A 21,101-nucleotide genomic window follows, 5' to 3' on the forward strand; every position below is an offset into this window, starting at 1 on the left:
AGCGTCATCCCGTGCCGACGCGCTCCTGCAGGCCGATGGCGTCCACCGGTGCCCTGACCTTCATGTCGTTGTCGAAGTACGCGTAGACGTCGAACCCGGCGCGCGACCACCCGTGTATGCGCGCCGCCCACCGGTCCAGCTCCTCGTCGCCGTACCCGCTGGCGTACAGCTCCGTCTCGCCGTGCAGCCGCACGTAGGCGAAGTCGGCCGTCACGTCCTCCAGGTACGGCCAGTCCGCGGCGGCGGACGCGGTCACCAGACCGACGCCGTGCGCACGCAGGAAGTCCGCCAGCGTCGGGTCGACGAAGCTCGGGTGCCGCACCTCCAGCGCGTGCCGCAGCGGCCGGTCGACCGGGGCCTCGGTCAGCGCGCGGCCCGCCAGCCGCTCGTCGTGCTTGCCTGCCAGCACCGCCGCCGCGGCGGTGTCGCGGGGCAGCAGTTCGAAGAAGTCGGCCAGCAGGTCCTGGTCGTACGGGAGGCTCGGCGGCAGCTGCCACAGCACCGGCCCCAGCTTGCCGCCCAGCGCCAGGAGGCCGCTCGCGAAGAAGTTGGCGAGCGGGGTCGCGACGTCCCGCAGCCGTTTCATGTGGGTGATGAACCGGCCGCCCTTGACCGCGAACACGAAGTCGTCGGGCGTCTCGTCGTGCCAGCGCCGGTAGTACTCCGGTTTCTGCAGCGAGTAGAACGACCCGTTGATCTCGGCCGACCCGAGCCGCCGTGACAGGTACTCCAGCTCACGGCGCTGCGGCAGCCCTTCGGGGTAGAACACGCCCCGCCAGGGCGGGTACCGCCACCCCGACGTCCCGATCCACACCTTGCCGCGCACACCTCAATGCTGGCAGCGCGGCCCGCTCACTGCTCGGCGTCCTTCAGTGCCTGCGACAACGCGTCCGCGGTCAGCCCGATCTGCCACTCCCGCGCGCCACCGGCCCGCAGCGTGTCCGCCACCGAACCCGGCGACAGGTCCTCAGGCGGGCGCCAGCACGTGCGCCGCACCAGGTCGGGCTGCAGCAGGTTCTCCGCGGGCAGCCGGTTGTCCTCGGCGATCGCGGTGAGCTGGGCACGCACGGCCGCCAGCCGTGCCGCGGCCGCCGGGTCGCGGTCGTTCCACCGGTTCGCCGGCGGTGGGCCCTCGTGCTGCGGCGACGGGTCGGGCAGCTCCGACTTGGGCAGCGTGGCGGCGGTCCGCAGTGCGCGTGCCCACACGTCCACGATCCGCCGCTGCGCCCGGCCCTTGAACACGGGCAACTCCAGCAGCGCCTGCTCGTCGGCGGGCATGACGGTCGCGGCCTGCACGATCGACGAGTCCGGCAGCACCCGGCCCGGCGCGATGTCGCGCTGCCTCGCGATGGTGTCCCTGGCCTCCCACAACGCGCGGACGGCGGCGAGGTTGCGTGCCGACCGGACGCGGTGGATGCCCGACGTCCGCCGCCACGGTTCCGCACGCGGCGGCGGGGGCGGGGCGGTCCGCAGCGCCTCGAACTCCTCGAGCGCCCATTCGAGCTTGCCCTGCGACCGGAGTTCCTCTTCGAGGACGTCACGCAACTGGATCAGCAGCTCGACGTCCAGTGCGGCGTAGTCGAGCCAGTCCTGCGGCAGCGGGCGGCGGGACCAGTCGGCGGCGCCGTGGCCCTTCTCGAGGCGGTAGCCGAGCAGCAGCTCGACGAGGGTGCCCAGCGCGACCCGCTCGTAGCCGGCGAGCCGCCCGGCCAGCTCGGTGTCGAACAGCTTGGCGGGTCGCAGCCCCAGCTCGGCGAGGCAGGGAAGGTCCTGGGAGGCCGCGTGCAGCACCCACTCGGTGTCCGACAGCGCCTCGATGAACGGGTCGATGCGGTCGTCGACCGCGACCGGATCGAGTAGGAAGGTGCCCGCGCCATGTCTGCGCACCTGCACCAGGTAGGCACGCTGGGAGTACCGGTAACCGGATGCTCGCTCGGTGTCCACCGCGATCGGCCCGTGGCCCGCGGCCAGGGCATCCGACGCGTCCCGCAACGCGCGGGGCGTCTCCACGACCTCCGGCGTGCCCTCTGCTGGTTGTTTCAGCAGTACCGGATCAGGCCGTGCCTCCTCAGCTGTTCCCGTCCCCGTGTCCTCCACGGCCGATGACCATACGGGACGACGGTGGGACTTCGGCAGGCAGCGACCTGTTGGTGACGTTCAGTGGCCGTTTCGGCCGGGCTCGCGAATGCCCTCGCAAGCCCGGCCGGAACGGATCTGCACTATCGAATCACGCCTGCACGCATGGCCAGAGCGACCATTTGTGCCCGGTCGCCGGTGCCCAACTTCCTGCCGATCCGCGAAAGATGGGACTTGACCGTCAGAGCTGACAGGTTGAGTCCCTCGCCGATCTCCTTGTTGGACTGCCCGTCCGCGACGAGCTGCAGCACCTCCACCTCGCGAGCGGAAAGCTCACGCGGTGTGTTGTCGGTGCCGGGGACCCGCGTGCCCGTCGCGAGGATCGGCGCGACGCTCGGGTCGGCGTAGACGCCGCCTTCGAGCACACGACGAACCCCGTCGGTCACGACCACCGGCGAGGCCGACTTCAGCAGGTAGGCCTGAGCCCCTGCCTGGAAGGCCGAACGCACGGCGTACGGGTCGTCGGACGAAGCCAGCACCACGATGCGGGGCCAGCCATGGCCACGCAGCTCGGTGACAAGCTCAATCCCAGAACCGTCAGGCAGCCCGAGATCGAGGATCGCGAGATCGCACGGGCCAGTGGCCAATGCTCGCGCCCTCGCCTCAGCCACCGTGGCGGCTTCGTGGACGGTGCCGGCACCCATCTGGGTCAACCGGGCAGCTATCGCCTCCCTTAGTAACGGATGGTCATCGACCACCAGTACTGAGAACAGCTCCTCCCGCGGATGCGGGACCATGTTCGCCGGCAGAACACCGGCTGGCGTGGTTCGAGCGGCCTGACCTAAGCCGACGGCAGCCACGTCACTACCTCCCTGGAGTCGGTCGTGCCCCCCGACCTACACCGGGACCTTCGGCCAAACAGCCGCGCCGCCGTTGGACCGAAAGTGGTGTCGACATCGGCAGCCTAGCCCCCCAAGCGGGTTAGCGGGATGATCAATTCGTTATCTATCCAATCGAGACATCACTCGGGCGGGGCGATGTAACACGATCGGGTGACTTCTGGTTGGTGACGTAACGTCTACCCCTCTCAACTCGATGAAACGAGGTCGCGGTAGTGCACGGTGCTTCCTACGAACGGGCCCGGGAGTTGCTCAGGACCACCCCGCTGGTCGATGGACACAACGACCTCCCCTGGGCGTTGCGGCTACTTCCGGAGGTTGACGAGACCCGATCGGCTGCTTCCGAGGTGGATCTGGCGCAATCGCAGCCGCGACTGCACACCGACCTCCCTCGGTTGCGGGCCGGCGGGGTCGGCGTCCAGTTCTGGAGTGTTTACGTTCCGTGTCGGCTCAGCGGTGACGCCGCGGTCACGGCGGTCGTCCAACAGGCCGAACTGGTGCACACCCTCGCGGCCCGATATCCGTCGCAACTGCGAATCGCGGGGACGGTGGCGGAGGCCCGCGCGGCGTTCGCGGACGGCCGCATCGCCTCGTTCCTCGGCGCGGAGGGCGGCCATTCGATCAACGAGTCGCTCGGCGTGCTGCGGGCGCTGTACCGCCTTGGCGTCCGGTACATGACGCTCACCCACAACGACAACACCTCGTGGGCCGACTCCGCGACCGACGTGCCGGTCGTCGGCGGCCTGTCCGACTTCGGCCGCGAGGTGGTCCGCGAGATGAACCGCATCGGCATGCTCGTGGACCTGTCCCACGTCGCGGCGACCACCATGCGCGACGCCCTCGACGTCGCCGAGGCACCGGTGATCTTCAGCCACTCGTCCTGCCGGGCCGTGGCCGACCACCCGCGTAACGTCCCGGACGACGTGCTCAGGCGCCTGCCCGGCAACGGCGGCGTCTGCATGGTGACGTTCGTGCCCGCGTTCGTGTCGCCGGACCTGGTCGAGTGGGACCGGGGCCTCCAGACCGCGATGGCGGCGGCCGGGGCCAAGCACGCGGACCTGGACGAACGGCAGGAGTTCCTGAAGACGTGGGACGGGCCGAAACCACCGAAGGCCGGGCTGGACGCCGTGGTCGCGCACGTCGAGCACGCCAGGGAGGTCGCCGGGATCGACCACATCGGCATCGGCGGCGACTACGACGGGGTCACCGAGCTGCCGGTGGGCCTGGAGGACGTGAGCACGTACCCGGTCCTGTTCGCGGCACTGCTGGACCGAGGGTGGACCGAGGAGGAGTGCGCCAAGCTGGCAGGCGAGAACGTACTGCGAGCAATGACGGAAGCAGAAACCCACGCGGCGAGGTGACCGGCCGAATGCCCTGAAAGGCGCGTTCAGGGCGCTGGGTGCCCTGAACGCGCCTTTCAGGGCACCGGTTATGCCGCGCGGGCCTGCGCGGCTTTGTAGGCGGCTGCCAGTTCGCTCGCGACGGTCTCCGGTTCGGTGCGCAACCGGGTCGGGAGGGTCTGCAGCACGACGATCCCCGCGGCGGCGTACCTGGCGTTGCGGTTGATCGTCCTGGCGTAGTCCGCGCGCTGGAAGTGGAACTCGTACGAGTCGATCTCCCATGCGAGGCCGACCTCGGCGAACCACGCGTCCGGCATGCCGATGAAGTGGCCGTTCGCGTCGGTCAGCGGGACGTTCCACACGGGTTGTGGCAGGCCGGATCGCTCCCAGACGCGCATCGCGTCGATCTCCGCCACGGACCGGGCGCCCGCCATCACGTCCTTGAGCACCTCGCGGGGCACCGCGCTGCCCCGGCTGCTGCCGTTCTCCAGCTCGTGCAGGAGCCACCGCGGCTGCACTCGACCTCGTTGGACGGCTTCGGTGAGCAGTGCCCGGACCGGATCGTGGTCCTTGATCCGCCGTGCGGCGTCGAGCACCGACCTGGCGAGCGGTGCGAGCGGCACCTCGTCCCGGATGACGGGTTTCGGCAACCGCGTGGTCCGTTCGACGGTGACGTAGTCGGTGCTGTGCAGCCGCCGGTCCGCCGGGACGAGCAGGTGAACGCCGTCGTGGTCGGGCAGGTTGGTCAGACCGTGCCGACGACACGCCTCGATGCCGGTCACCTGAGCGCCCTGACCGCCGTACAACAGAGCCGCCTCGACGAGTTGCCGCCTCGTCGGTGACGTGTTCGTCAGCAGGACTATTCCGGGCAGAGGTCGCTGCCAGGGGCCGCCGACCACGCAGCGGCGATAGGCCGTTCGAGGTGGCACGCCGAGTTCCGCGAGCGTGGCCACGCGGATGGCACCGTGTCGGCTCGCCTTCTGCAGGTGAGCCCAATCTCCAGTTCGCATACATCACCATCGACCGCCCCGACACGCCCCCTGACCCCGTCGCACCAACCTGTGGACAACAACCCCCACCCTGTGGACAACCTGCCCTGAAAGGCGCGTTCAGGACGCCCAGCGCCCTGAACGCGCCTTTCAGGGCATTGGACGTGGCCGGTCAGCGGGCTGGGTGACCTGACTTCGCGAAGGTGATCAGTGGGGCGAGGGCGGTGCGCAGCGTCGGTCCGGTCGGGTTCTTGCTGTCGCGGACCGCCCCTTCGTCGTTGGCCGTGCCCGGGGCAAGACCCAACTCGACGCATTGACCGGTCTGGCCGCTGAAGCTGGACGTGCGCCACCGGAACACCAGGTCAGACTCCATGGTGATCTCCTATCGCTCTCGCAGGTTCTGGATCAGGCTAGCCAGCAGCGCACTGGTTTCCTGGGGCGAGAGCGCCATCGAGCGTTGCCGCTCGAAGGTCGCGGAGTACTCGGCGACGTGTTCGAGGACCTCCTGCCAGACGCCGCCGTTGTTGTTCTCGAGGTAGACGCAGTCCATGTCGTCGAAGCCTTCGGGGAAGCGAAGGAGTGTGAAGCCGGTCTTCATGCCGGGGTGCGCTCCCGCGCTGAACGGCAGGACCTGGATCGAGATGTGCTCGCGTTCGGAGAGTTCGAGGAGATGCCGAATCTGCTCGGCCATCACGGCTTCGCCGCCGACCTGCCGACGGACGACTGCTTCGTTCAGGACGAGTCGAAGCGTTGGTGGGTGCGCCTTCCCGAGTAGCAACTGGCGGCGGGTGCGGAGTTGAACGGAACGTTCGAGTTCCTCGCTGGAGATGTCAGGGAGACCTGCCCGGACGATCGCCTCGGCGTAGTCGGGTGTCTGGAACAGGCCCTCGACCAGTTCGGAGCTGTATGTCCAGATCTGGACGGCGTCCTGTTCCAGTTCGGGGTAGAGGGCGAACCAGTCGGGCATGTCCGCGCGGAACTCGACGAGCCAGTCGTCGTAGGTGTCGTCGTTGGCGGCCAGCAGGAGCAGTTCGTCCGTCTTGGTCTTCGAGAGGCCGGTGACCCGGGCGTAGGCCTTGATGTTGCGGACGGTCAGGCCCTGCGTGCCCTTCTCGATCTTGGAGACCGCGCTGGGCTTCAGGTCGATCTCCGCCGCGAGCCGGCTGGCGTTCATGCCCACGGACTGCCGTGCCGCGATCAGCTCCTTGACCAACTTGCGGCGGCGCAGTGTCGGCCCTGGACGGTCGCCCACTTTGGCTCCTCTACACGGAAATTGCACATTTGTGCCTTTTGAGTTGATCACCCGAATGGACCGTGCGCTGGAAAGTTTCCATTGATACAGTTTCCAACGTCAGTCCGGATTGCAGAACATTATACGGCTGACAGCCCCGTCCCGTGCGCGCTCTCGCAGGGCTCTGCGTGCGGGGCGCGGGTCAAGCTCGCCCGGCTGCCTCCCACCCTCTGGCCGGGCCCGCCGGTGGGCGGCGGCACGCGTCTCCCCGTTCTTCCTCCGTCGTGTGCCGTCGTCCGCCTTCCGAGAACAGGAGATCGCAATGCTGGGAGCCAACCTGATCGTCAGCTCGTACGTGGTGATCCGCGCGGGCTGCCCGGTCGCGATGAGCATCGACAACACCGACCAGGTGCAGGTCACGTGCGGCACGATCGGGGTGGACGCGTTCGAGTTCGTGCTGCAGCGCGAGGCACTGCGTGCGCTCGTGGAGCTGGGCACCGACGCCCTGGCGGAGATCGACGGGGTCAGGAGCCGTTGCGCTGGCTGAACATCGTGACGCCGACGGGCGGCAGCCCGACCACGCTCGCCATGAGGTCGAAGAAGGCCTCGCCGTGCGGGCCGAGGTTGGCGTTCACCGGGGTCCAGGAGGCACGCAGCTCCAGGTCGTCGGTCCTGGCCGGGCCCGCGATGTCACCGAAGCGGGCCGACGACGTGTCGGTCACCGTGCCGCCCAGCGCGCGGTACTCCGCACCCGTGGCGGCCAGCGCGTCCGTCAGCCACGACCAGCCCACCGTGGGCAGCAGCGGGTCGGCGGCCAGTTCGGCGTCCAGCTCGGCGCGGACGTAGGTCACGACGCGCAGGACACCGTCCCACGCCTCCTGGCCGTCCGGGTCGTGCAGGAGGATCAGGCGGCCCGTGGCCAGTTCGTCCTCGGGGCCGTTGACCTCCGCGGTGAACGCATACGCCCACGGCGCGAGGCGTTGCGGAGCGCGAACGACACCGAGCTGCAACTCGGGCCGCGGTCGCAGCGCCTTCAGCGCGGCGACGGCCTGAGTGAACAGCTCGGGTGCTCCCGACGTACTGGTCACGACTCGTAACTGTAGGACCACCCGAGTCAGTGAGTGGGTACGGCGCGCCGGAGTCTGGTCCTACTTGTGCACACCGACAGTGGGCGATTCTGATCTTGGGGCGCTCAGGATGGTTCATCCGACCCGTGGCACGCTGGTTTCATGACACCGGAACCCGCCGCGCCCGAGCGCGTGCAGACCGCGCCCCTGCTGGTGGCAGCCGCAGGTGAGAAGCCAAGTCACACGCCGGTCTGGTTCATGCGGCAGGCGGGCCGGTCGCTGCCGGAGTACCGGAAGCTGCGCGAGGGCGTGCCGATGCTCGAGGCGTGCTTCAACCCCGAGATGGTCTGCGAGATCACACTGCAGCCGGTGCGCAGGCACAACGTGGACGCGGCGATCCTGTTCAGCGACATCGTGGTGCCGCTCGTGGCGGCTGGGATCGACGTGGACATCGTGCCGGGCACCGGCCCGGTCGTCGCCTCGCCCGTGCGGACCGCCGACGACGTCGCCGCGTTGCCGGATGTGACCGCGGAGGCGCTGCGGCCCGTCGCGCGGGCGATCGGCCTGCTGCGCAACGAGCTGGGCGCGACACCGCTGATCGGGTTCGCCGGCGCGCCGTTCACGCTGGCGTCCTACCTGATCGAGGGCGGGCCGAGCCGCCACCACGAGCGCACGAAGGCGCTCATGCACTCGGACAAGCAGACGTGGCACGCGCTGCTGGACAAGCTGGCGGGCATCACCCGCGAGTTCCTGCGCATGCAGGTCGCGGCCGGGGTGCAGGCGGTGCAGCTGTTCGACTCCTGGGCCGGTGCGCTGTCGGAGCGGGACTACCGCGAGCTGGTGCTGCCGCACTCGACCGCCGTGCTCGGGGCGCTCGCCGACGCCGGGGTGCCGAGGATCCACTTCGGGGTCGGGACCTCCGAGCTGCTGCCCGCGATGCGGGAGGCGGGCGCGGAGGTCGTCGGCGTGGACTGGCGGCTGCCGCTGGACGAGGCGGCGCGGCGGCTGCCGGGCACCGTGTTGCAGGGCAACCTGGACCCGGCGCTGCTGCTCGCGGACTTCTCCGTGGTGGAGGGCGAGGTGCGGCGCATCCACGCGGAAGGCCGGGCCGCGGCGGGGCACATCTTCAACCTGGGGCACGGGGTGCTGCCGGACACCGATCCGGACGTGCTGACGCGGGTCGTCGAGCTGGTGCACAGCCTCGAACCATGAGTCACGTCGTTGTCATCGGTGGGGGCGTTTCCGGGCTCGTGACGGCGTACCGGCTGCGGCAGCGGCTGGGGCCCTCGGCACGGCTGACGGTGCTGGAGCAGTCGGCCCAGCTCGGTGGGAAGCTGCGGACGGTCGACCTCGACGGCGTGCCGACCGACGTCGGCGCGGAGGCGTTCGTGGTGCGCAACCCGTCGGCGTCGCGGCTGGTCGAGGAACTGGGGCTGTCCGTGGTGCACCCGACCGGTGCCACCGCGACGATCCGGGCCGGTGGCAGGACGGCCGGGCTGCCGAGGCGGACGTTCCTCGGCGTGCCCGCCGGTGCGGACGCGGTGCGGGACGTGCTGTCGGCCGACGGGGTCGCGCGGGTGGCGGCGGAGTCGTCGCTGCCGCCGGTGTCGCTGGCCGACGGTGAGGACGCGTCGGTCGGCGCGTTGCTGTCGCAGCGGCTCGGGCGCGAGGTGGTGGACCACCTGGTGGAGCCGTTGCTGGGTGGCGTGTACGCGGGCCGTGCCGACCGGCTGGGCCTGCGGGCCACCATGCCCGCGCTGGTGACGGCGCTGAACTCGACGGGTTCGCTGACGGGTGCCGCCTCGTCGCTGGTGCCGGACGTGCCGGGGCCGCGCAAGCCGGTGTTCGGCACGCTGCCGGGCGGGATGCGTGAGCTGGTCGGCGCGCTGGCGGACGCCGCGAAGGCGGAGATCCGGCTCGGCACGACCGTCCGGCGGCTGGAATGCCCTGAAAGACGCTTTCAGGGCACTCAACGTCCCGAAAGCGTCTTTCAGGGCAGGTGGCGGGTCGAGGTGGGGCCGGTGCCGCGGCCCGAGTTCATCGACGCCGACGCCGTTGTGGTGGCCGTGCCGCCGCCAGCCGCGCGGAAGTTGCTCGCCGACGTGGCACCGGCGGCGTCGGCCGGTTACGGGCGGATCGAGGTCGGGTCCATGGCAGTCGTGAGCATGGTCCTGCCCGCCGACGTGACCCTGCCGGAAGCCAGCGGGGTGCTGCTCGCCGTGGGAGAGCGTCACCGCGACGGCACCCCGTTCACGGCCAAGGCGTTCACGTTCACCTCCCGCAAGTGGGGCGGGGAGCGGGTGCGGCTGCGGGCGTCGGTCGGGCGCGTCGGTGAGGAGTTGACGCTGCGCCGGGACGAGGACGCGCTGCTGGCCGACGTGCTCGCCGATCTGGCCGAGCTGGCCGGTGTCGAGGCCAGGCCGGACGCCTGGACGGTCACCAAGTGGGGCGGGGGGCTGCCGCAGTACGGGGTCGGTCACACAGACCTGACCGCCGGAATCGAACGTGCCGTCGAGGCCGTGCCGGGCCTTGCTGTGACGGGCGCCTCGTTCCGCGGTGTCGGCATCCCGGCCTGCGTGGACGCCGCCACCGCCGCCGCGGAACGGGTGGCCGCGCACCTGGCAGTATGAGGTCATGGCCCGCCTGAACTACACCGAGCTGAACGACACGATCCGCTACACGATGTGGTCGGTGTTCAGTGTGTCGACGCCGCTCGGGGACGACCGTGAGCCCACCGCCACCGAGGCGAGCGAGTACCTCGACGGCCTGGCGGACAAGGGCGTCGTCGTGCGCGGCGTGTACGACGTGGCCGGTCTGCGTGCCGACGCCGACTACCTGATCTGGTGGCACGCCGAGGAGATCGAGCAGCTGCAGACCGCGTACGCCGGGTTCCGCCGCACCGCGCTCGGCCGCGCGTCGGCGCCCGTGTGGAGCCAGGTCGCGCTGCACCGGCCCGCCGAGTTCAACAAGAGCCACGTCCCGGCGTTCCTCGCGGGTGAGGAGCCGAGGAAGTTCGTGTGCGTGTACCCCTTCGTCCGGTCCTACGAGTGGTACCTGCTGCCCGACGAGGAGCGCCGCGGGATGCTCGCCGAGCACGGCAAGATGGCCCGCGACTACCCCGACGTGCGGGCCAACACGGTCGCGTCCTTCGCGCTCGGCGACTACGAGTGGATCCTCGCCTTCGAGGCCGACGAACTGCACCGGATCGTGGACCTGATGCGGCACCTGCGGGGCAGCACGGCCCGCAGGCACGTGCGGGAGGAGATCCCGTTCTACACCGGGACGCGCGTCGCCCCGGCGGAACTGGTGGCGAGCCTGCCGTAGATGGCGTACCGGGTCACCGAACTCGCGACGACCTGCGTGACCATGGCCACGCGGGCGGCGTACGACCTGTGGGCCCGCCCGGCGCCGGGCCCGGTCGACCCCGGCCACGCGTTCGAGGCGTTCCGCAGCGAACGGCACACGCGGGTGCTCGGTGCTTCGACCGGGCCGCTGTGGGCCCCGCTCTCCGGTGACCACCGCGCCGTCGACGGGTGGGTCCGGCTGCATGCCAACTACCCGCACCACGCCGCCGCGATCCACCGCGCACTGGGTCCCGATCCGGCGTCGGCGGTCGCCCGGCTGCCCGCGATCGCCGTCGAGGACGCCGTGCTGGCAGCGGGTGGGGCGGCCGCCGCCCTGCGCACCCGCTCGGACTGGCTGGCCGCCCAGGGCGCCTCGGTCCGCGAGGAACCGTTGGTGGCACTGGAAAAACTCGGTTCGGCACCCGCGTCGCCACGCACCGGGGACAGCCCGCTGGCCGGCGTGCGGGTCCTGGACCTGACACACGTCATCGCCGGGCCGGTGTGCGGCCGGGTGCTGGCGGCACACGGCGCGGACGTCCTGCACGTGACACCGCCGGACTGGCCGGTGCTGCTGGACCTGGTGCGGGACACGGACTTCGGCAAACGCCAGTGCGTCACCGACCTCGACGGCGTACGCGCGCTGGCGGCCGAGGCGGACGTCTTCGTGCAGTCGTACAGACCGGGCGCGCTGGGCTTGCGCGCCGCCGACCTGGCGGCGCGACGGCCGGGAATCGTGGTGGTCAGCCTGTCCGCGTACGGCCACACCGGCCCGTGGCGCGACCGCCGCGGCTTCGACAGCCTGGTCCAGATGTCGACCGGCATCGCCGCCGGTGACCCGCCGCGACCGCTGCCCGCGCAGGCACTGGACCACGGCACGGGCTGGCTCGCCGCGTACGGCGCCATGACCGCCCTGAGCCGGGGCGGCTCGTGGCACGTCCACGTTTCCCTTGCGAGAACAGCGGAATGGCTCCACGACCTCGGCGACGGCGACCCGGTGCCCGAAGTGGACCCGGCGCCGTGGCTGACGGAGACCGACAGCGACTTCGGCCGCCTGCGCCACCTCCGCGTCCCCGGCGCGACGGTCGAACCGGCGGGCCCGCGCCACCCGGGCAGCGACCCGGCCGCGTGGTGGTGACGTCAGGGCGGCAAGCCCGCTACGAAGCCGAACAAGTACAGGGGGATTCGTGATTCTCGCGCACATCAGCGATCTGCACATCGGGCAGGACCGGGGAGACGGGGGTGCCCGCGCGTTGCGGCGGGCGATGGACACCGTCGAGTGGCTCAACGGGATCGGCGGCGATCTCGACGGTGTGCTCGTCACCGGGGACCTCGCCGACCACGGGCTGGCGGCGGAGTACGAGACCGTTCGGGAACTCCTTGCCACACTGCGGTTCCCGGTCCTCACCTGCCCTGGCAACCACGACGACCGGGCGGCCTACCTCGGCACGCTGCTCGGCGAGCAGGCGGACACCGGTGCCGTCAACCGGGTGCACCACCTCGGCGGGTACACGATCGCGATGTGCGACTCCAGCATCCCGGGACGCGACGAGGGGTACCTCGACGACGAGACGCTCGCCTGGCTCGGCAAGGTGCTCGCCGACACCGGGGAACCGGCGCTGGTCTGCCTCCACCACCCGCCGGTGCCGCTGGGCATTCCGTTCGTCGACGGGATCCGGCTCCAGGACGCGGACCGGCTGGCGGACGTGCTGCCGGGCCACGTCGTCGCGGTCCTGTGTGGACACGCGCACACCGGGGCCACGACGACCTTCGCCGGGCGCCCCCTGGTGGTGGCGCCCGGCGTGGTCTCGACCGTCACGCTGCCGTTCGAGGGCGGCGACGTGATCGGCTACGGCCCACCGCCCTCGGTCGCCTTCCACGTGCTCGACGGCGACCGAGGGCTGGTCACTCACTTCCGGAGTTTGTAGGCGTTCAACAGGGTTTCGGTCACCGTGCCGCCGTTGCGGTCGGTGGCGGTCGCCCGCAGCGACACCGTCTCCGCGCCGGCCGGGTGGTACAGCACCGCGACCAGGTTGAGGACCGTGTGCGCGCGCCGCCAGGTCTTGCCACCGTCGTAGGAGGCCTCGACCTTGAGTGTGCGTGCGCGGTCGACCGCACCGGTTCCGTTGTGCTGCAACGACACCGGCACCAGGAACGGCACGCCTGCCTTGGCCGTGTTGTCGGCGGCCAGCTTCGGGGTGAACCGGAGCGCGGACGCCTCGATCGGATGCACGTTCTCCTCGTCGACGAACGCGGACCGGAACGTCCACTCGGCACTGACCGTCGTGCTCACGTCGAACACGTCGGCCGGCCGGTCCGCCGTCACGACGACGCGGTACTCGCCGTCCTCCGCGGGCACCTCGAAGAAGCCCGACGCCGAGTCGGTCTCACCGACGAGCTCGCCGTCGCGGTAGAGCCGCAGCGACTCCGACTCGGCGATCGAGAACCCCGCGTTGCCCGCGTTGTCGGAGAACAACGGCGGCAGGATGTACAACTCGTTGGCGTACCGGTAGATCCAGCCGCCGGGGTAGCCGTCGTTGGTGAACGCCGGGCCGAACACGCCGTGGTTGAACGACGTGCGGTACTTCTTGCCCGCCCGGTACTCGTCGTTCGGCGAGGTGAACTGCGCCTCGATGTCCTCCCCGTTGAGCTGCAGGAGTATCGACTGCCACTGCACGCCGCCGGTCGTGTAGTACTCGTTGCGCTCGCCCGGCAGGTCCACCGGGGTCTCGATGCCGAACACCATCCCGCCGCCCTCGGCCGGGGACGGGAACGAGATCTTGCCGCCGGTGCGGTCGGGCGTCGGGGAACCGTGCGACGCACGCACGGTCGCGACGTCCCTGGAGGTCACGGCCTTCGTGAACCCGGTCGGCATGGCGGCCCGCGGGAACCAGGCGAGACCGTAGAACGAACCGTCGTCGGCCGTCCACTGGGTGTTGACCTTCGCGGTGAACGCGGGCTGTGGCTCACCGAGGTGCGCCGTCGAGACCGTGCTCAGGTCCTCGGTCAGGAACGCGGAACCGAGGCCACCGCTTTCGGTGGTCAGCGAGTAGCCGAGGTCCCCGAGGATCAGGTCGGCCGCCGCGGGCGGGGTGACGCTCACCGGTTCGGCCACGCGTGCGTCGACCGTGACCGTCATGTCCCTGTCCAGCACCAGTTTCGGCTGGACCAGGATGCTGGCGCGCGAGTTCTCGTCGGTGCCCTCGAACACGGTGTCGTCGAGCAGGTAGGTGCCCTTCGGCAGCCGGACCTCGACGCTGCCGTCCTCGTCGTACGGCGTCGCGAACCGGTACTTGTCGATGCCGTACAGCAGCAGGCCGTACTCGCCGGTCGGCGCGCCGGAGGAATCGAGCGTGTCGACGGTCAGGTCGTAGCTCTCGACCTCGCGGTCCAGCGCCACCGGCGTGCGGGTCACGGACTCGCCCTCGGTCGCCACGACCGCGCCGGAGAAGAACCCGTCGACGTCGCCGACACCGGCGTCACCGGTGACCGAGACCTCGGCCGTGCCGCCCGCCGGGACGGTGACCTGCTCGGCGCTCAACGTGAACATGCCCGCCGGCGCGTCCGTGTCGAGCGACAGCGCGAGCGTCACGTCCGCGTCACCGAGATTGCGGTAGGTCAGCGTCCTGCTGACCGGCACGTCGTCGTCGTGCGGCCACTGGACGGTGCCGATGCTGACGTTCGTCGGCTCGGTCACCACCGACTGGGTGATCGCGCGGGCCACGTCGATCCGGCCGGACCCCTGTTCGAACGCGGTCAGGTCCGGGTGCGGCTTCGCCGACGCCGACAGGACCGCCTTCAGTTGCGCGCCGGTGTAGTCCGGGTGTTGCTGCGCGAGGAGCGCGGCCGCCCCCGCGACGTGCGGGGTGGCCATGGACGTGCCGGACAGTGCGGTGTAGCCGGGTTCGACCTCCGGGCCGATCGTGCCGTCGGAGTGCAGTGCCGCCACGATCGCCACGCCGGGCGCGGTGACGTCGGGTTTGATCGCGCCGTCGCCGACCCTGGGGCCGCGGCTGGAGAAGCTCGCCAGGTTGTCGTCGCGGTCCACGGCGCCGACGGTGAGCGCGGCGTCCGCGCTGCCGGGGGTGCCGACCGTGCTCTCGCCGCCCGCGTTGCCCGCCGCGATCACGAACAGCGTGCCGTACTCGGCGGAGAGCCGGTTGACGGCTTCCTCCATCGGGTCGATCCCGGGTGTGTCACCGCCGCCGAGCGACATGTTGGCGATGTCGGCGCCCTGCTCGGCAGCCCACTCCATGCCCGCGATGATCCACGACTCGAGGCCGCCGCCGAAGTCGTCGAGCACCTTCGCGTCGAGGATCTGCGCGCCGGAGGCGACGCCACGGTACTTGCCGCCGGACTTCGCGCCGGTGCCCGCCACGATCGACGCGACGTGCGTGCCGTGGCCGAAGTGGTCGACGTTGTCGGGTGCCTCGGAGAAGTTCGCCTCGGCGATCTCCCGGTCGGCGAGGTCGGGGTGCGTCTGGTCGACGCCGGTGTCGATCACCGCGACCTTGGTGCCCGCACCGGTGTAGCCGGCGTCCCAGGCGGCGGGCGCGCCGATCTGCGGGACGCTGTGGTCCAGCACGGCCTTCCGCTTGCCGTCGAGCCAGACCTTGCTGACACCGCGGGCACTGGTGAGGTCGCGCCACGCCGCGCCCTTCTCCGCCTCGTAGGCGTAGCCGTCGATGCTCGGCAGCGCTCGACCCTGTGTGGCGACGCGGTTCGCGCCCTGGCCGGTGACGATCAGCGGCACGGTGGCGCGGTTGTCGTAGCCGAACTCCTTGAGCGTGGTGATGTCGAACAACCGCCGGTCGACGCGGCCCTGCGCCACCGGGCTGATCGCGTCGGCGGGGATGACGTACTGGTGGTCCGCGGTCTTGCGCACCGAGAACTGCATGCCGTCGCGGCCGGGTCCCGGACGGACCGCTTTCGGCTCTCCCCCAAGGAGAACGACCTGGTCACCGGTGACCAGGGTGATCGTGGTGGCCGGCAGCCCGGCCGATCGCGGTGGCTGCGCCCGCGCGGCGGGGGCGGTGGCGGTGGCGAACACCAGCCCCATGACGATGGCACCGACTCCGATTCTTCGCACCCAAGACACCTCCGTGGTTACGCGCATGGGGGTGCCGGCCAACGGTCACGCGAAGTCGCCTGACCGTGTGCGAAAGCTATGTGATTGTGCCGCCGTGCCCCCAGCGCTCGTGCGTCCTCGCAACGTATCCGGCCGCCCGAACGAGTGACAATAGGCCGAATGAAGTACGCGGTCGGCAATTCACTTACCTCTGCGTAACCGGTCGCGTGGGCAGGCGCGGCGTGGACGCCGCGTACGGGTTGCGTCCGAGTCTTGACTTCGGGTAGCGCGTGGGCAACTCTATGACTTGATCGATGCAAAAACTGAGCAAAGCGACGCAAATATCGATCAACCCCTGCCCCTCGGCCCTCAACGATGAGAGCGACGCAATGAGAGCGAAGCCCCTCCTGTCGTGGCTGACCGCCGCGGCACTCGTCTTCGGCCTGGTCACCGCGACCGGGCCCGCCGCCACCGCAGAACAATCCACGGACCTCGCCCTCGGCAGGCCCGTCACCACCTCCTCCAACCCCGCCACGGCCGCCGACGTCACCGACGGCGACCAGGACACCTACTGGGAGAGCACCAAGTCCGGCGACCAGTGGGTCCAGGTCGACCTCGGCAAGCCCGCCCGCCTCGACCACGTCACCCTCGGACTTCCCGCGAGCTGGTCGTCCCGCACCCAGTTGCTGTCCGTGCAGACCAGCGTCGACGGCGCCACCTTCGACACCGCGGCAGGCGCGACCACCAGGTCCTTCTCCGCCGCGAGCGACAACACCGTCACGGTCCCGCTCGCCGAGACGAACGCCAGGTACGTCCGGGTCGGGTTCCCGCAGCGCGGACAACTCGCCGCGCTGGAGGTGTACGCGGCGCGGGCATCCACGACCAACCTCGTCACGGCGGCCACCTCGGGCACCAGCAACTCGCCGTACGTCGCGTCGAACGCGGGCGACGGGAACCAGGCCACCTACTGGGAGAGCCAGAACAACGCGTTCCCGCAGTGGATCCAGGCCGACCTCGGCGCGTCGGTCGCGGCGAACCGGGTCGTGCTGAAGCTGCCCGCGAACTGGGAGGCCCGCACGCAGACCCTGGTCGTGCGGCACAGCGCCGACGGGCAGGGCTTCTCCGACCTCGTCGCGTCGGCGGGCCACCAGTTCGACCCGGCGACCGGCAACACCGTGACGATCGACTTCGACACGGTGACCACCAGGTACCTGCGCCTGCACATCACCGCCAACACCGGCTGGCCGGCCGGGCAGCTCTCGGAGTTCGAGGTGTACGGGCCATCGGGCGGCGACACGACCGCGCCGACCGCGCCGACCGGGCTCGCGCTCACGCAGCCCGCGACCGGGCAGATCCGGCTGACGTGGAACGCGGCCACGGACAACGTGGGCGTGACGGCGTACGACATCTACGCCAACGGATCGCTCCGGTCCTCTGTGGACTCCGCGACCCGGGTGTTCACCGACGGCCAGCCCGCCAGTGCGACGGTGTCGTACTTCGTGCGGGCGCGGGACGCGGCGGGCAACCAGTCGCCGAACAGCAACACGGTCACCCGCACCGGCACCAGCGCCGGGGTGAACCTGGCGGTCGGCAAGCCGATCACCGCGTCCGGGCACGTGCACACGTTCGTCGCGGCCAACGCCAACGACGACTCGGTGAGCACGTACTGGGAGGGCAACGGCGGGGCCTACCCGAACACGCTGACCGTGAGCCTCGGCGCGAACGCGGCGATCACCTCGGTCGTGGTGAAGCTCAACCCGGACCAGTCGTGGGGGCCGCGCACGCAGACGATCGAGGTGCTTGGCCGGGACCAGGGCGCCACCGGGTTCACGTCCGTGGTGGCGGCGCAGCAGTACGGCTTCGGCCCGGCGGCCGGGAACACGGTCACGATCCCGGTGAGCGCGACGGCCGCGGACCTGCGGCTGCGGTTCACCGCCAACACCGGCGCGCCGGCCGGTCAGGTCGCCGAGCTGCAGGTCATCGGTGAGCCGGCCGCGAACCCTGACCTGCAGATCAGCGGGCTGACCTGGTCGCCGACCGCGCCGTCGGAAAGCAACCCGGTCACGTTGTCGGCCACCGTCCGCAACGCCGGTACCCGCCCGGCCACCGCCACGTCGGTGAACTTCTACCTCGGTACGACCGCCGTCGGCACGGCGTCGGTCGGCGCGCTCGCCGCCGGGGCCTCGGCCACGGTCGACGCGAACATCGGCGCGCGGGACGCGGGCAGCTACTCGCCGTCCGCGAAGGTCGACGAGTCCGACGCGGTCATCGAGACCAACGAGACGAACAACTCGTTCACGAGCGCCGCCCCGCTCGTGGTCACGGCGGTGCCGACGTCCGACCTGGTCGCGTCGCCGGTCGGCTGGTCGCCGACCACGCCGCGGAACGGGTCGGTCGTGAACTTCTCGGTCGCGATCCGCAACCAGGGCACGATCGCGTCGGCGAGCGGCGCGCACGGCATCACGCTGACGGTCACCAACGCCACGACCGGCGCGGTGGTCCGGACGCTGACCGGCGCCGCCAACGGCACGATCGCCGCCGGTGCGGTGACGGCGCCGGTCGGGCTCGGCACGTGGACCGCGGCCAACGGCAGGTACACGGTGCGCGTGGTGCTCGCGAACGACGCGAACGAGCTGGCCGCCAAGCACGGCAACAACACCTCGACGCACAGCCTGTTCGTCGGCCGTGGCGCGAACATGCCCTACGACATGTACGAGGCCGAGGACGGTGTCACCGGTGGTGGCGCGTCGGTGGTCGGTCCGAACAGGACGATCGGCGACCTCGCCGGTGAGGCGTCCGGCAGGCGCGCGGTCACGTTGAACGCCAACGGCGCCTACGTCGAGTGGACCACGCGCGCGCCGACGAACACGCTCGTGACCCGGGTGTCCATTCCGGACTCGGCGGGTGGCGGCGGCACGGACTCGACGCTGAACGTGTACGTGAACGGCCAGTTCCACAAGGCGATCGACGTGACGTCGAGGTACGCGTGGCTGTACGGCAACGAGGCCGCCCCCGGCAACTCGCCAGGCGCCGGTGGCCCCCGGCACATCTACGACGAGGCCAACGTCATGCTGAACTCGTCGATCCCGGCGGGCAGCAGGATCCGGCTGCAGAAGGACGCGGCGAACAGCGGCACGTTCGCGGTCGACTTCGTGAGCCTGGAGCAGGTGTCGCCGATCGCGAACCCCGACCCCGCGAAGTACGTGGTGCCGACCGGGTTCGGGCACCAGGACGTGCAGAACGCGCTGGACAGGGTGCGGATGGACACGACAGGCGACCTCGTCGGGGTGTACCTGCCGCCGGGCGACTACCAGACGTCGTCGAAGTTCCAGGTGTACATGAAGCCGGTCCGCGTCATCGGCGCCGGCCCGTGGTACACGAGGTTCCGCGCGCCGGCCACCCAGGAGAACACGGATGTCGGGTTCCGCGCGGAGTCGTCGGCGAGCGGCTCGGTGTTCTCCGGGTTCGCGTACTTCGGCAACTACACGTCGCGGATCGACGGACCGGGCAAGGTGTTCGACTTCAACGGGATCTCCGGCTCGACCATCGAGAACATCTGGGTCGAGCACATGGTGTGCCTGTACTGGGGCGCGAACACCGACAACATGACGCTGCGGGACAACCGCATCAGGAACATGTTCGCCGACGGCGTCAACATGACCAACGGCAGCTCGGGGAACCTGGTGACGAACAACGAGTCCCGCGCGACCGGTGACGACTCGTTCGCGTTGTTCAACGCCCAGGACGGCGGCGGCGGTGAGGTCACGGGCAACAGGTTCGAGAACCTGACGTCGATGCTGACGTGGCGGGCCGCCGGGTTCGCGGTGTACGGCGGGTATGACAACGTGTTCCGGAACCTGCTGGTCGCGGACACGCTGGTGTATTCCGGGATCACGATCAGCTCGCTGGACTTCGGCATCCCGATGAACGGCTTCGGCGCCGCACCACCGACCCGGTTCGAGAACGTGTCGGTGGTCAGAGCGGGTGGCCACTTCTGGGGCGCGCAGACGTTCCCCGGCATCTGGGTCTACTCGGCGACGAAGATCTTCCAGGGGATCCGTGTGTCCGATGTGGACATCGTGGACCCGACCTACCACGGCATCATGTTCCAGACCGACTACGTCGGCGGGCAGCCGCTGTTCCCGGTGGCGGACACGGTCTTCACGAACGTGTCGATCTCGGGGGCACGCAAGAGCGGTGACGCGTACGACGACAGGTCCGGCATCGGCATCTGGGCGAACGAGATGCCGGAGGCGGGCGAGGGCCCGGCCCGCGGCTCGGTCACCTTCGACAACCTGACGCTGTCGAACAACGCGGAGGACATCAGGAACACGACGAGCACGTTCACGATCAACCGCGACTGAGAACGGTGGCGCCGCCGGGGCTCACGGCCTCGGCGGCGCCGTCATGTCGGCGACGAGCCCGGCGTCCCATGGTGGTCACGCCCGCGGCTGCCCCGCGACGGCGTTCAGCGCACTCGACGGCCCGCCGTCGACCACGACGACCTTCTCGGACCGGTACCCGTCGAGGTCGGCTTGCAGCCACGACTCGCCGCTTCTGATCCGGTGGAACCGGAAGGTCCCGTTCGTGCTGTTCGCACTCACGATGCACCGCACCGCCACGGACTCGGGCAGCTCGCGGACGAGCCGCACGATCTCCAACGCGAACCCCACCCCGTGGCGCAGCATCAGCAACTGGTCCGCCTCACTGACAACTGGTTGGCGGCTGTCCAGGTGCCCGACCCGAACGGGGACCACATCGTCCAGGTGGAAGCTGCTGACCGTGCACTCCCACCCGGTCAGGTCGGTCCGGTCGGCCGTGTCGGCACGGTCGGCGTGCCCCGCGAACACGAGAACCTCGCCGCGCAGCACGACACCCTCGGCCACCAGCGCCCGCAGTCGCGGCGTCAGCTCGGCAACGAGGGGCCGCGGCCCGAGCGTCCCGGCCGCCGCGTCGTTCATCCGCACGCTCAGCACGTGCGGAGCCTGCACCACGGGCCCGCCTCCCCGCACCGGCGGGTGCCGGTGCGGGGAGTCACGGCTCATGCGGGCGGCACCATGGCGAATCCGGTGCACGGTGGCGTCCCGGAC

General features: G+C 70.5%; 17 protein-coding genes. 8 read left to right on the forward strand and 9 right to left on the reverse strand.

Features of this window, described 5'->3' with window-relative positions; translation table 11 throughout:
• Positions 1–4: 4 nt before the first annotated feature.
• From ACFPCV_RS34165 to ACFPCV_RS34175, 3 genes are all read right to left on the reverse strand, one after another.
• Positions 5–826 carry a DUF72 domain-containing protein gene (locus tag ACFPCV_RS34165; RefSeq protein ID WP_378061099.1) on the reverse strand — a complete coding sequence of 274 codons (822 nt, stop codon included), beginning with the start codon at positions 824–826 and terminating at the stop codon, positions 5–7.
• A 26-nt stretch (positions 827–852) separates the two neighbouring features.
• Positions 853–2,097, reverse strand: coding sequence for an HRDC domain-containing protein (locus ACFPCV_RS34170; RefSeq protein WP_378061100.1), 1,245 nt, complete (start codon positions 2,095–2,097; stop codon positions 853–855).
• Positions 2,098–2,219: 122 nt separating this feature from the next.
• Entirely contained in the window at positions 2,220–2,936 is a 717-nt protein-coding gene (locus ACFPCV_RS34175) for a response regulator (protein ID WP_133902500.1), read from the reverse strand.
• Positions 2,937–3,190: 254 nt separating this feature from the next.
• Between ACFPCV_RS34175 and ACFPCV_RS34180 the strand changes: the two genes are divergently transcribed.
• Positions 3,191–4,336 (forward strand): dipeptidase, encoded by a 1,146-nt coding sequence (locus ACFPCV_RS34180; RefSeq protein ID WP_378061101.1) that lies wholly within the window; start codon positions 3,191–3,193, stop codon positions 4,334–4,336.
• A 68-nt stretch (positions 4,337–4,404) separates the two neighbouring features.
• Here the strand turns inward: ACFPCV_RS34180 and ACFPCV_RS34185 are convergent, their stop codons facing one another.
• The 3 genes from ACFPCV_RS34185 to ACFPCV_RS34195 form a co-directional block, all read right to left on the reverse strand.
• The gene (locus ACFPCV_RS34185) at positions 4,405–5,268 is read right to left on the reverse strand and encodes a hypothetical protein (RefSeq protein ID WP_378061102.1); all 864 of its coding nucleotides are present in this window, start codon (positions 5,266–5,268) and stop codon (positions 4,405–4,407) included.
• A gap of 208 nt (positions 5,269–5,476) precedes the next feature.
• Complete coding sequence (locus ACFPCV_RS34190; protein WP_378061103.1) at positions 5,477–5,677, reverse strand: DUF397 domain-containing protein; 201 nt, start codon at positions 5,675–5,677, stop codon at positions 5,477–5,479.
• 9 nt (positions 5,678–5,686) lie between these two features.
• Positions 5,687–6,607, reverse strand: a complete 921-nt coding sequence (locus tag ACFPCV_RS34195) for a Scr1 family TA system antitoxin-like transcriptional regulator (RefSeq protein ID WP_378061104.1) — start codon at positions 6,605–6,607, stop codon at positions 5,687–5,689.
• A 250-nt stretch (positions 6,608–6,857) separates the two neighbouring features.
• Here ACFPCV_RS34195 and ACFPCV_RS34200 point away from each other — a divergent pair, with 250 nt between their 5' ends.
• On the forward strand, positions 6,858–7,082 hold the full coding sequence (locus ACFPCV_RS34200) for a hypothetical protein (protein WP_378061105.1): 225 nt from the start codon (positions 6,858–6,860) through the stop codon (positions 7,080–7,082).
• On the opposite strand, the gene ACFPCV_RS34205 is transcribed toward ACFPCV_RS34200, so the two are convergent.
• A complete protein-coding gene (locus tag ACFPCV_RS34205) occupies positions 7,060–7,623 on the reverse strand; it encodes a DUF3000 domain-containing protein (RefSeq protein ID WP_378061106.1) in 564 nt (187 codons plus the stop codon). The two genes, ACFPCV_RS34200 and ACFPCV_RS34205, sit on opposite strands and share 23 nt — an antisense overlap.
• A gap of 141 nt (positions 7,624–7,764) precedes the next feature.
• Here ACFPCV_RS34205 and hemE point away from each other — a divergent pair, with 141 nt between their 5' ends.
• The 5 genes from hemE to ACFPCV_RS34230 are packed head-to-tail and all read left to right on the forward strand — an operon-like array spanning position 7,765 to position 12,871.
• Positions 7,765–8,814 (forward strand): uroporphyrinogen decarboxylase, encoded by a 1,050-nt coding sequence (gene hemE / locus ACFPCV_RS34210; RefSeq protein ID WP_378061107.1) that lies wholly within the window; start codon positions 7,765–7,767, stop codon positions 8,812–8,814.
• Entirely contained in the window at positions 8,811–10,232 is a 1,422-nt protein-coding gene (gene hemG, locus ACFPCV_RS34215; protein ID WP_378061108.1) for a protoporphyrinogen oxidase, read from the forward strand. The genes hemE and hemG overlap by 4 nt, the downstream gene beginning before the upstream one ends.
• A gap of 4 nt (positions 10,233–10,236) precedes the next feature.
• Positions 10,237–10,926 (forward strand): hydrogen peroxide-dependent heme synthase, encoded by a 690-nt coding sequence (hemQ, locus tag ACFPCV_RS34220; protein WP_378061109.1) that lies wholly within the window; start codon positions 10,237–10,239, stop codon positions 10,924–10,926.
• Positions 10,927–12,081, forward strand: coding sequence for a CoA transferase (locus ACFPCV_RS34225; RefSeq protein ID WP_378061111.1), 1,155 nt, complete (start codon positions 10,927–10,929; stop codon positions 12,079–12,081).
• 49 nt (positions 12,082–12,130) lie between these two features.
• The gene (locus tag ACFPCV_RS34230; protein WP_378061112.1) at positions 12,131–12,871 is read left to right on the forward strand and encodes a phosphodiesterase; all 741 of its coding nucleotides are present in this window, start codon (positions 12,131–12,133) and stop codon (positions 12,869–12,871) included.
• Here ACFPCV_RS34230 and ACFPCV_RS34235 read toward each other — a convergent pair.
• Positions 12,853–16,032: a S8 family serine peptidase gene (locus ACFPCV_RS34235; protein WP_378061114.1), complete on the reverse strand. Its 3,180-nt coding sequence runs from the start codon at positions 16,030–16,032 to the stop codon at positions 12,853–12,855. The genes ACFPCV_RS34230 and ACFPCV_RS34235 overlap by 19 nt on opposite strands.
• A 368-nt stretch (positions 16,033–16,400) precedes the next feature.
• Here ACFPCV_RS34235 and ACFPCV_RS34240 point away from each other — a divergent pair, with 368 nt between their 5' ends.
• Positions 16,401–20,375, forward strand: a complete 3,975-nt coding sequence (locus ACFPCV_RS34240; RefSeq protein WP_378061115.1) for a discoidin domain-containing protein — start codon at positions 16,401–16,403, stop codon at positions 20,373–20,375.
• Positions 20,376–20,450: 75 nt separating this feature from the next.
• Here ACFPCV_RS34240 and ACFPCV_RS34245 read toward each other — a convergent pair whose 3' ends face one another.
• Entirely contained in the window at positions 20,451–21,056 is a 606-nt protein-coding gene (locus ACFPCV_RS34245; protein WP_378061116.1) for a hypothetical protein, read from the reverse strand.
• Between the last annotated feature and the right edge of the window lie 45 nt (positions 21,057–21,101).

Origin of the sequence: Actinophytocola glycyrrhizae (genome assembly GCF_042653545.1) — a bacterium.
Taxonomy (GTDB): Bacteria; Actinomycetota; Actinomycetes; order Mycobacteriales; family Pseudonocardiaceae; genus Actinophytocola; species Actinophytocola glycyrrhizae.